The organism is Pseudoalteromonas agarivorans (genome assembly GCF_024518735.1).
Taxonomy (GTDB): Bacteria; Pseudomonadota; Gammaproteobacteria; order Enterobacterales; family Alteromonadaceae; genus Pseudoalteromonas; species Pseudoalteromonas atlantica.
This window is the reverse complement of the sequence record NZ_JANIGJ010000008.1, coordinates 36,612-48,176: the sequence shown is the minus strand read 5'-3', so window position 1 is coordinate 48,176 and position 11,565 is coordinate 36,612. Positions and strand designations below refer to the sequence as shown.

General features: G+C 42.6%; 12 protein-coding genes. All 12 read right to left on the bottom strand.

What is annotated here, in order from left to right; genetic code table 11:
• Window positions 1-22: 22 nt before the first annotated feature.
• Window positions 23-2,134 carry a flagellar biosynthesis protein FlhA gene (flhA, locus tag NQT65_RS14725; RefSeq protein WP_024032312.1) on the bottom strand — a complete coding sequence of 704 codons (2,112 nt, stop codon included), beginning with the start codon at window positions 2,132-2,134 and terminating at the stop codon, window positions 23-25.
• A 190-nt stretch (window positions 2,135-2,324) separates the two neighbouring features.
• A complete protein-coding gene (flhB, locus tag NQT65_RS14720) occupies window positions 2,325-3,458 on the bottom strand; it encodes a flagellar biosynthesis protein FlhB (protein ID WP_054983002.1) in 1,134 nt (377 codons plus the stop codon).
• Window positions 3,459-3,466: 8 nt separating this feature from the next.
• Complete coding sequence (fliR, locus tag NQT65_RS14715) at window positions 3,467-4,246, bottom strand: flagellar biosynthetic protein FliR (protein ID WP_004588302.1); 780 nt, start codon at window positions 4,244-4,246, stop codon at window positions 3,467-3,469.
• 2 nt (window positions 4,247-4,248) lie between these two features.
• Window positions 4,249-4,518, bottom strand: a complete 270-nt coding sequence (gene fliQ / locus NQT65_RS14710) for a flagellar biosynthesis protein FliQ (RefSeq protein WP_004588301.1) — start codon at window positions 4,516-4,518, stop codon at window positions 4,249-4,251.
• A 42-nt stretch (window positions 4,519-4,560) separates the two neighbouring features.
• Window positions 4,561-5,304 (bottom strand): flagellar type III secretion system pore protein FliP, encoded by a 744-nt coding sequence (fliP, locus tag NQT65_RS14705; RefSeq protein WP_004588300.1) that lies wholly within the window; start codon window positions 5,302-5,304, stop codon window positions 4,561-4,563.
• 4 nt (window positions 5,305-5,308) lie between these two features.
• Window positions 5,309-5,692, bottom strand: coding sequence for a flagellar biosynthetic protein FliO (gene fliO, locus NQT65_RS14700; RefSeq protein ID WP_004588299.1), 384 nt, complete (start codon window positions 5,690-5,692; stop codon window positions 5,309-5,311).
• Window positions 5,689-6,087 (bottom strand): flagellar motor switch protein FliN, encoded by a 399-nt coding sequence (gene fliN, locus NQT65_RS14695; RefSeq protein WP_004588298.1) that lies wholly within the window; start codon window positions 6,085-6,087, stop codon window positions 5,689-5,691. The genes fliO and fliN overlap by 4 nt, the downstream gene beginning before the upstream one ends.
• 20 nt (window positions 6,088-6,107) lie before the next feature.
• Entirely contained in the window at window positions 6,108-7,199 is a 1,092-nt protein-coding gene (fliM, locus tag NQT65_RS14690; RefSeq protein ID WP_004588297.1) for a flagellar motor switch protein FliM, read from the bottom strand.
• 9 nt (window positions 7,200-7,208) lie between these two features.
• Window positions 7,209-7,742: a flagellar basal body-associated protein FliL gene (gene fliL, locus NQT65_RS14685; RefSeq protein WP_004588296.1), complete on the bottom strand. Its 534-nt coding sequence runs from the start codon at window positions 7,740-7,742 to the stop codon at window positions 7,209-7,211.
• A gap of 57 nt (window positions 7,743-7,799) precedes the next feature.
• Window positions 7,800-9,689 (bottom strand): flagellar hook-length control protein FliK, encoded by a 1,890-nt coding sequence (locus tag NQT65_RS14680; RefSeq protein WP_256851453.1) that lies wholly within the window; start codon window positions 9,687-9,689, stop codon window positions 7,800-7,802.
• An 89-nt stretch (window positions 9,690-9,778) separates the two neighbouring features.
• Window positions 9,779-10,225, bottom strand: coding sequence for a flagellar export protein FliJ (fliJ, locus tag NQT65_RS14675; protein WP_256851452.1), 447 nt, complete (start codon window positions 10,223-10,225; stop codon window positions 9,779-9,781).
• Window positions 10,225-11,559 (bottom strand): flagellar protein export ATPase FliI, encoded by a 1,335-nt coding sequence (fliI, locus tag NQT65_RS14670; protein ID WP_096041360.1) that lies wholly within the window; start codon window positions 11,557-11,559, stop codon window positions 10,225-10,227. Before fliI ends, fliJ begins: the two co-directional genes overlap by 1 nt.
• Window positions 11,560-11,565: the final 6 nt, after the last annotated feature.

The window sequence follows — 11,565 nt, the reverse complement described above, 5'->3', positions numbered from 1 at the left end:
GGTTCAACCCCTGTTAAAATCTTTATTGTTGGCCTACTGAGCTGACAATCTTGATCTGTCTTTCATCTGGTACCTCTTGATAAGACATCACCCTTAAACCCGGTATGGTGTACTTAACAAAGCGAGATAACACAGTGCGTAACATTCCTGACGTTAGCAATATTGAAGGTTCTCCGGCCATTTCTTGATTCTGATGCGCTTCGTTTAATGATGTTTGAAGTCGCTCAGCAAGGCTTGGTTCTATTCCGGCACCTTCGTCGCCTGCATTTTGCAATGACTGATGCAACATCTGTTCCAACTCAGGCGCCAAGGTTATGACAGGGATTTCTGATGACATTCCCACAGCGTCTTGAACTATTAAACGGCGCAGCGAAATACGCACTGCAGCTGTTAAAACATCGGCATCTTGGCTACGTGGGCCGTACTCTACAAGGGTTTGAACAATAGAGCGCATATCACGAATAGCCACACCTTCGTTTAATAAATTTTGCAGTACTTTTACAACGGTTGTCAGTGGTAGTACTTCTGGCACTAACCCTTCTACTAAACGTGGATGGCTTTTAGCTAACATATCAAGCAGGTTTTGAACCTCCTCATGCCCTAGTAATAATGCGGCACTGTTAGTTAATAACTGGCTAATATGGGTGGCTACCACAGTGGCTGAGTCAACCACGGTGTAACCTAGTGACTGTGCTTCGTCTTTTTGATCAGGCTTTATCCACACCGCATCTAGGCCAAATGCTGGGTCTTTGGTTTCAACCCCTTTAATCGGGCCAAATACTTGCCCTGGGTTGATGGCCAGTTCATCGCCATGTTTGAGTTCGCCTTCACCACTTGAAACCCCCATCATGGTAATACGGTACGCATTAGGGTCTAACTCTAAGTTATCGCGAATATGTACAGGCGGTACTAAAAAGCCAAGCTCCTGAGATAACTTTTTACGCACCCCTTTAATTCGGTTGAGCAGCTCACCACCTTGAGATTGGTCAACAAGCGGAATAAGCCTGTAGCCAACTTCTAAGCCAATAACGTCAATTTGTTGTACATCGTCCCATCCAAGCTCTTTTTGCTCTTGCTTGTTTGCAACGCCAGTACCGGCAACGGCACCACTTTCAGCCTCTTGGGCTGCTAGAGCAGCGGCTTTTAATTTTTGCTGCTGAGTAAAGTAAGCTAAGTAGCCAAGTAGTGCGCCTAAACTTAAAAAAGCAATATGAGGCATACCCGGAACCAACCCCATAATGATTAAAATACCTGAGGCGATAAATAATGATTTTTCGTTCCCTAATTGGGCTTTAAATTGCTCACCCATGTTATGTGATTCGTTTTGGCGAGTAACAACAATAGCAGTACCAATAGAGAGCAGTAATGAAGGAAGCTGCGCCACAAGGCCGTCACCAATGGTAAGCAAAGTATATACTTCCATTGCGCGGCTAAAGCTCAAGTCATGTTGGATCATGCCCACAAATAAGCCGCCAACAATATTAATAATTAATATCACGATACCGGCAATGGCATCGCCTTTTACAAACTTACTCGCCCCATCCATAGAGCCGTAAAAGTCGGCTTCGCGGGTTACTTCGCTGCGGCGCTCACGTGCTTGTTCTGCACTAATAAAGCCAGCGTTTAAGTCTGCATCAATCGCCATTTGTTTACCCGGCATAGCGTCTAGCGTGAAACGAGCCGATACTTCAGAAATACGCCCAGCACCTTTGGTTATTACTACAAAGTTTATGATGATCAAAATTAAAAACACCACTAAACCTACCGCGTAGTTTCCGCCAATAACCACTGAGCCAAACGCTTCAATTACCTTACCAGCCGCATCGCCCCCGTTGTGACCCTCAAGGAGCACCACGCGTGTACTGGCAACATTTAGGGCTAAACGCATAATTGTAGCGATTAACAATACCGCGGGAAACATGCCAAATTCGAGGGGTTTCATGGTGTAAACAGTCACCAGTAAAACAACTAAGGCAAGGGCAATATTAAATGAAAATAATATATCAAGAAGAAATGGCGGCAGCGGTAAAATAACCATACCCAGCGCTGCAAGTACTAATAGCGGTGTGCCAACACCTTTGGCATACTCTTTTTTATCTTTGTTAAGTTGTTGTAATACCGCTTTAAAATCCATAACTCTACAATTCAATAAATTGACACTAGCCTGAATTTGCAATAACTATTCCAAGTATAGAGTCAGCAATAGATTCATTGAGTATTGATGCAAAATTTAAAGCAAGTGAGAGACAAGAGCGTATGGGCTTTATGGTTTGAATTTGCAGCGGCGTGTTGATATTTATAAAGTGTGGTTAGCTCAACACACTCTAATCGTATTTGAAGTCATCAGGTATGGGCAGTTTAGACTTAAGCGGAATAGGTCGTTTACCACGCCCTTTTTTAAACCGTTTAAGCTGAAATACATAGGCTAAAACTTGAGCGACAGCGGTAAATAGCTGATCTGGGATCTGTTGGCCTATTTCAGCAGTATGATAAAGCGCCCGCGTAAGCATAGGAGATTCTACAATCGGTACTTCGTTACCTTTGGCTATTTTACGAATTTGCATAGCCATTTCATCTATCCCTTTGGCAAGTACAATCGGTGCACCTGCTCGCTCAGTATCGTATTTTAGCGCCACAGAATAGTGAGTAGGGTTGGTTACAATTACGTCGGCATCGGGAACATCTTGCATCATTCTTCGCTGCGACATTTGCCTTTGTGTTTGCCTAATGCGCGCTTTAATTTGCGGATCACCCTCTGAGTTTTTGTACTCGTCTTTGATCTCCTGCATGGTCATTTTAAGTTGTTTGTTGTGGTTATAACTTTGATAAGGCGCATCTATTGCGGCAATAATCACCAAGGTGCACGACAACCCTAAAAACATCCACGAGAGTATTTCAAGGGCATGTATTATATTACTAGGTGCGCTTTCAATACTTAAATGCAAAATTTCATCAAAAAAAGTTTGAATCAAAAACACCGCAAAAATAGCCACCAGCGCAAACTTTAATATAGACTTTACAAGCTCTATCGCTGCTTGTGGGCCAAACATACGTTTAAAGCCCTTCATTGGCGACATTTTACTGGGTTTAGGTGCCGCGGCTTCCCAACTAAAATTAAAGCCGCCTAGTAAGGTATTTCCTATAAATGCTGCAATAACAATAATTAAAACAAACATCGCCATAGGAAACAGCAACGCACTGGCCACCTCACTCCACACCGCAAACATTTTAGTGGTGTCGTAGGTTTCGCTGCGATTTAAAGACAGCATCCTGCCCATAATATTGTATAAGCCTTTGCCTATTTCGGGCCCATACAACAGCAACGAAATTGCAGAAAAAATAAGTACAAACATAGTCCCTAGCTCTTTTGAGCGTGCTATTTGACCTTTCTTTTTAGCATCTTCGAGCTTTTTGGAGGTGGGTTCTTCTGTTTTTTCTTGACCTGAATCTTCAGCCATTGCCCCTCCTACACCGTACAGCCAACAAGGCTACACATTAGCTCAATCATTTTTAACCACTGAAACTCAAATTGGGTTACAAAATTACCCAAGGTAGCCCAAATAATCATTAAACCGGCAACTAATGTAAACGGAAAACCTATTGAGAAAATGTTTAATTGCGGTGCTGCGCGGGTCATAATACCAAATGAAATATTAATAATGAGCATGGCCGTAAGGGGGGCTAAAGCCAATACCAATGCAGTGGTAAACATCCAGCTGCCCCACGTTACTATGTCCCAGTAATGATCAACAGCCCACCACTGGCCGTTTATAGGCAACACCGAAAAACTATGCACCACCATTTGAATCATCATTAAATGGCCATTAAAAACAAAAAATAACAAGGTCGCTAAAATTAAGTAAAACTGGCCAACTGCAGGCACACTCGCACCATTTGAAGGGTCTATAACAGAGGCAAAGCCCAAACCGGTTTGCATTGCCAGTATTTGCCCAGCAAGCACAAAAGTATTTAGCATTAGCGTAGAGGCAAACCCTATCGCAACACCTATCAACATTTGCTGAATAACCACCAGCACCATTTCAAAAGAAAATAAATTAGTAAATGTTGCTGGAGGCAGCGCTGGCACCACTAAAAACGTTACCACTACCGCCAATCCCATTTTAATGCGGGTAGGTACGTTTTGTGCGCCTAAGCCCGCCATAATCATGATCATAGAGCTGATGCGAACTAAAGGCAGTAAAAAATCACTTAACCATTGAATAACAACAGAAAAAGGAAATTCCACAATTAGCCTGCAATTTCAGGAATGAGTAAAACCAGGCGGGTAAAAAAGTCCATTAGCTCTTGAGTAAGCCAATGCCCACCTACAATAAGTGCCCCAATGGTAATTAATAAGCGCGGTAAAAAACTTAGGGTTTGTTCATTAATTGAGGTTGCCGCTTGGAACACCGCCACCACTAAACCAACAAGTAAACCAGGTACCACAATAGCTGATACCAGCTTAATAACTAAAAACAGTGCATCGCTAAGAATATCAACAAAAATCTCTGGTTCCATGTTGTACTCCTAATGTTTAAAAGTGCGAATGTAAAACATGGTTTATGTCCCTAGGCCAAAGCTTTTAGCTAATGTGCCCATTACTAGGCTCCAGCCATCGACCAGTACAAATAACATTATTTTAAAAGGCAAGGACACTATCATTGGCGAGAGCATCATCATACCCATTGCCATTAATACCGAGGCAACCACTAAATCCACAATTAAAAACGGTATAAAAAACATAAAACCAATAATAAACGCGGTTTGTAGTTCACTGGTCACAAATGCAGGTATTAACACAATAAGCGGTGTGGCCTCTGGCGAATCAAGCTGCTCATAACCAGCTATTTTGGCAAACGTTTCTAAGTCTTTTAATCGTACCTGCGAGAGCATAAAGGCCTTCATGGGCTCCTTTGCAAGCTCTAATGCTTGTACCGAAGTAACTTGTTCATTTAAATAAGGTTCTATCGCACGCTCGTTAACTTGCTGATAAATAGGCGCCATAATAAAAATACTTAAAAAAAGCGACATCCCTAATAAAACTTGGTTTGAAGGTGTTGATTGTAAACCAATGGCTTGGCGCAAAATAGCCAGTACAACAATAATACGGGTAAACGAAGTCATCATAATTATGGCGGCAGGAATAAAGCTCAGCGCCGTCATAATTGCCAGTACTTGCAAGGTTACAGAGTAATCTTGCGTCCCGTCGGCATTGGTTGTAATGGTTAGAGCGTCTATGCCCTCTGCACTGCTTGCAGCAGGTACAAATAACACAGCTAAAATAATCAGCAGCCACTTTATCATAGGGTTAATTCTTTTTATTTTGATTCGTTTGCGGGTTTAGTAGTTTGCTAAATCGCTTAGCAAGTTCTGGCAGTTCTTTTTCACTTAACGGCGTGTCTAATTTATGTAAGTAGTTAATACTGTGCGGGGTGACCCCTAATAAATGCTGTGCATTATCTATTTCAACCACCATTAAGCGCTCTCGTGAGCCAAGCGGTAAGCTTCGTACCACTTTAAATTCTTCGCTATTAGCTAAATTTGGATTAAGTTTTTTAACAAAAAATGCCAGCACTACAATCAGTACTAGCACCGCAACCAACGACAACACCATAGACAAAATGTCGGCCGTAGGTGTTAACGTTTCTGCCTTTGTAAATACTGAGTTTGTTAAAGCAGCAAGGGAGCTCATCGTAATTTTTTGATCCGCTCTACCTGGCTAATAACATCCGTTAAACGAATACCAAATTTATCATTTACTACAACCACTTCGCCATGGGCAATAAGCGTACCATTTACTAATACATCCAGTGGCTCACCGGCTACGCGGTCTAGTTCAACAACAGAGCCTTGGTTTAGCTGCAGTAAGTTACGAATATTTATTTTAGAGCGCCCTACTTCCATAGAAATAGTCACAGGAATATCTAAAATTGTATCGAGTTTACGCTTTTCGTCACCGCTAAGTTCATGTTTAGCATCACTTAGTTCATCAAGCTCTGCTACATGCGCTTCGGCGCTCTCATCACCGCCTTCGGCTTCAGCTAGGGCTGCTGCCCATTCGTCCATTGTATCTTGATCATCGCTCATACTTTTAACCTTTTAATCAATTACCAGTCTAAGTCTACACCGTCAGAAAGGTGTAAATCATCTTCTAGTTCTGCTAATTCTGCATCTGAATCAATTTTCTTGCCGCCTTTGGTAAATACATGCAGCTCAGATTTAACTGAATCAGGGCGTTTAATTTTTTCACTAATTTGTAGCGCAACGTTATCGCGAGAACGACCCATTTTAGCTCTAAATGTAGGTAACTCCTCAACAAATACCGTAATATGCTCTGGCATTTCTACCGGTATAATATCGCCCGCTTTAAGTTCCATTATTTGTTTAAGAGACAAATCCACCTCAAGAAGTTGAGTCGACATATCAACCTCAACGTCCATAATTTCATCGCGTAAAGCTTTGCTCCAGCGCAAATCGGTGTCTTCTGTATCCGATTGTACACCCGCATCTAATAGCTCTCTAATGGGTTCAAGCATTGAATACGGCAAAGCGATGTGAAAATCGCCACCACCGCCATCTAATTCAATATGAAAAGAGCTAATAACCACAACCTCAGTAGGGCTCACAATGTTAGCCATTGCTGGGTTTACTTCTGAATCGAGGTATTCAAACGACACGTCCATAACCGGTGCCCATGCTTCTTTGTAATCTTCAAAGATAATTTTTAGTAGCATTTGCACGATTCGACGTTCGGTAGGGGTAAATTCGCGGCCTTCAATTTTGGCATGGTAACGCCCGTCACCACCAAAAAAGTTATCTACCAAAATAAACACTAAACGTGCTTCCATGGTGATAAGGCCAGTGCCTTTTAGCGGTCTAAAACGCACCATATTTAAACTTGTTGGTACAAATAAGGTATGAATGTATTCGCCAAATTTAATCATTTGTACGCCATTAATCGACACCTCTGCGGTGCGGCGCATCATGTTAAATAAGCTTATTCGCATGTGACGAGCAAACCGCTCGTTAACAATTTCCAGGGTCGGCATGCGACCACGCACGATCCGATCTTGCGAAGAAAAGTCATACTGTAATGTACTGCCTTCGCCGTCTTCACCTTCGTGTATATCTTCCTCTTCGACTTCATCAACGCCGTGTAAGAGTGCATCAATTTCGTCTTGGGATAATAAATCGCTCACGCTAGCCCCTTATTGCATCACAAAGCCGGTAAACAATACCCGCTCAATTACTTTAGTGCCTTCAACATCATTTAGCGCAGCTTGCACTTTTTCAAGCGCAGTAAAGCGTAATGTTTCTTTGCCTGCACTGGTGCTGAGCTCATCAGCTGTGGTGGTTGAAAACACGCTTAATAAGGTGCCTTCAATCAGTGGGATGTGCTTTTTAGCGGTTTCTTCATTTACATCGCCACGCACAAGTAATTGCACTTTTATTTGTACAATTCTATCTCTGCTTGACCCAGGTACATTAAACACAAAGGGTCTTGGCATAGCAACATACAAGGCACTGCCCATTTCGGCTGAAGAGCCTGAAGGTGTAGCCGAGTCGCTTTGCGCTGCAGTTGTTGTTTCTTCATCTAATGTTTCAACGGGTGCATCATCGCCCGCCATAAAAAAATAGCCTGCACCACCGCCAACAACAAGCAGTACTGCCACTATGATTATGATCAGCTTTTTTTTGCTTTTACCGGTTTCTTCTATTTCTAAACTTGTTTCTTCGGCCATTGTGATTCCTTTTTTAGCAAAGGTACTTGCTTGTTTTAGTTATTATAATAGCAGTACTTAGGCATAGTAATCTATTGATGATGAAGTTTGTTGTCGAGAACTTTGTGGGTTAGCTCCATCTTGTTCATCATTTTTATCCTGCTGTGTATTTTTATTAGCCGTTTGATCTTGTGATTGCCCTTCGCCTTCATCGCTTTGCTCACTACCAGATTGCCCGTAAGAAATCGTACTTTCACCTAAATCAATTCCCTGCTCGGCTAACATTTCACGTAAGCGCGGCATTGATTGTTCAAGTGCTTCTTTAGCTTGCTGGTTTTGCACTACAAAATTTATTTGTGCTTGTTCAGCATCACTTCTGATACGAATTTGCATACTGCCCATTTCTGGCGGATCTAAGCGAATTTCAGCTTCTTTATTGCTAATGCTTAGCATTGAAGATACACGCTCTTGAAGCATTTTAGCTGCATCACTTTTAACAATATTAATAGCCTGCATCATACTTGCATCTATATTTACCTGCTTAACCTGCGCGGTGCTGCTTTGTAATTGCTGCGACTGTATAGCTTGGCTCTCTAAAATAGACTGTTCATAACGAGCGTTGTCGTACTGAGTATTTATTTGTGCCTGCGTATTATTAATGCCATCGGTTATCAACGTAAACACCTGAGCTACACGCGATAAACCAGTATTTGTTTTAGGCTCTTTAAGTAAGCTTTCCTGCTCGGCCTCTAAGGCGTTTAACTCTTCTGGATTTACACCGTCTTGCTCAATACTAGAGGGTGCTTCAGTATTAATCATGGCTTTATTTTGCGGTGTATTCGCATTCATTGCAGCATTACTGGCTTGCTGCGCATTTAAAGCCGCATTTGCAGAGCTCGACACACTTTGCGCTTTGCTCTCACTAAGCTGCGCATCAAGCATAGTTTGTAAGTTGCTTATTGTTTCATTTACTTTTTTGAGCGTATCACCTGTTGGTTGCTCGTTACTCACATAGCTTTTTAATTGGCTAAGTATTGCCTGCTTTTCATCGCTATTTAAGTTTTTTAACTGAGATTGAACTAGCTCACCGCGCGTCCTTGTCTCTTTTTCGTTTTGTACGACAAATTCTGTCAGTAATTGTTTAACGGAGCTTGCACGATCATCACCTTCACTTGGCGTGGTTTCAGTAAATGAGCTTTTAACGTGCTCGTTTAATTGTGCACGTTGCGCTTCGCTTAATGAGTTGAGTACTTTAGATGTAGTTGAAAGCTCTGATTGCGTAGATGAAAGAGTCAGGTCTTTGGCTAATTGCTCTATGTCTGCATCGCTTATAGGCAGCGCACCTTCAGCATTTAACGCAGTGCCTGGCGCTTTTGTATTCTCAGCACCTTTACCTTCATTTTTTAAAGAAGGGGCTAAATTTTCTCCAGTGCTTTGCTTAGCTGCTTTAACTTCTAGCTCGGCGCTCGTAAACGCGCTTTTTTTGCCGTTGCTATTATTATCAGCTAAAAGAGTATCATCGGCTTTAGTCGTTATGGCATCGGCCTCACCAGTTTCCCCTAGTTGCGAAGCTAAAAAGCTGACACTTTTATCACTCTTTTTTGCACTTAAATCGCTAAAATCATTATCGCTACTGCCGTGTGTTTTTACACTTACATCAATCACTTGCGAGGAGTTTATTTGTGCTAAAACGCTGTCGCCAGATAATAACGTATCTTGCGTGTCATCACTTGATGAAGCTGTCGGTTTTTTGCTATTGGCTAGCTGCTTATCATCTGTTGGCAATAAAGAGCCTGTTTGGCTAGGAGCCTCAGAATTAGCAGGCAAGACAAAGGGTTTGTCTGCATCTTGTAGCTGGCTTAAAAAAGCATTACCAGATTCGTTACCTGCAGGTAAGTTATTGTCTTTAAATGCTAAAAAAGAGTCTTTTTCAGCTGTTGCCAACATTGAAATATCGTTTATTGCCATAATTCACCTACACAGCACTGCGGCAAGTTGCCACCGCACTTTGCCAAAATTAATTACCACCTACCAACAAAGCAATAAACGCGCCAAAGTTATAAACTTTTACGGCGCTGAAAAAATTGATTAGTAGAAAACTCGTCCAGCATTTTTTGCTCACTCTTTGCCATTAACGCCGCTGCTTTTAGGTTTTGTTTTTCAATTAATTTTGCTACGGCTTTTGCTTTTACCTGCTGCTTTAACCACAAAGCTTTACGCTGTGTTACAACTTGCTTAGCGGTATTTACCGTACTGGCTTGCTGACGAATCGCTTCTTCAATTTTTGCTATAAAGGCATGGTACTGGCCAAAGCCCGCGCTTGATAAACCGGACTTTCCTTTCACATGTAATTGCTGAGAGTATTCTAATCTAAAGTTATTTAACCCTTGCAGCTTTTGTTGGTTAGCTTGTAAATTTTGATTGGCTTGTAAGTAGCTCATGCGCAGATTTTCTTCTTTGTCGGTTTCGAGCTTAAGCAGTAAATCGAGCTTATTTTTTGCCATTATGCTTGTCCTAGTAATTGGGCTAGGCCGTGTAAACCATCGTCGTAACTTATTACATCACGCATACCTTGCTGTAAAAACGCATTTACGCGCGGCATCATATTTATAGCTTGATCAAGCATTTGGTCAGCCCCTTTTTGATACGCACCTAAGGTGATCATATCTTTATTTTGCTGATACATTGAATACACTTGTTTTAATACGCGGGCCTGCTGCATATGAGGCTCAGACACCACTTGCGGCATAACACGAGAAATTGATTTTTCGATATCTATCGCGGGGTAATGACCGCTATCGGCTAAGTCACGCGAAAGTACAATATGCCCATCTAAAATAGCACGTGCAGCATCGGCTATTGGGTCTTGCATATCATCGCCCTCACTAAGCACTGTAAAAAACGCAGTGATAGACCCTTGACCTTCGCCGCCATTACCCGCTCGCTCTACCAGCGCCGGTAATTTAGCAAATACAGAAGGCGGATACCCTTTTGTAGCAGGAGGTTCGCCAACCGCTAGCGCTATTTCGCGTTGCGCCATAGCGTAACGTGTTACTGAATCAAGCAATAACAATACGTTTAAACCTTGATCACGAAAGTACTCAGCAATGGTCACCGCGCTTTCACAGCCTTTTAAGCGCATAAGAGGCGATGCATCAGCAGGAGCAGCTACCACAACAGAGCGTTTGCGCCCTTCTACACCGAGTATCTCTTCAATAAATTCTTTTACCTCACGGCCACGCTCACCCACTAGGCCAACCACAATAACATCGGCTTCACTGCCGCGGGTCATCATACCTAAGAGGACCGATTTACCAACACCAGAGCCTGCAAACAAACCCATACGCTGGCCTTGCCCTACAGTAATAACTGAGTTTATAGCCCGTACACCTACATCCATAGGTTGGCTGATTGGTCTTCTAGCGAGGGGGTTTATGGGGTTTTGTGCAAACTTTAAATAGTGTTCGGCGTTAATTTTTCCCAGGCCGTCAAGCGGGCGGCCTAGGCCATCTACAACGCGGCCTAGTAGGCTCATACCAACGGGCAAGCCGGTATCATTTACTTGTGGAATAACACGCGCACCGGGCAACACACCGGAAATGTGGTCATTAGGCATTAAGTAAAGGGTTTGCTCACTAAAGCCCACCACCTCAGCATCTACAAACCCTGACATAGTTTCTATTTTGCATTGGCTGCCTACAGGCGCACGTAGCCCTTTCGCCTCAAGGGTTAAACCGACTACTCGGGTTAAAATACCCGCTACAGCAGGTTTAAACGCTGCGATATGGTGTTGGTATTGATTTAAGCGTTCGCTTAGAGGTGCACGTTGAGCTGCCATAACACG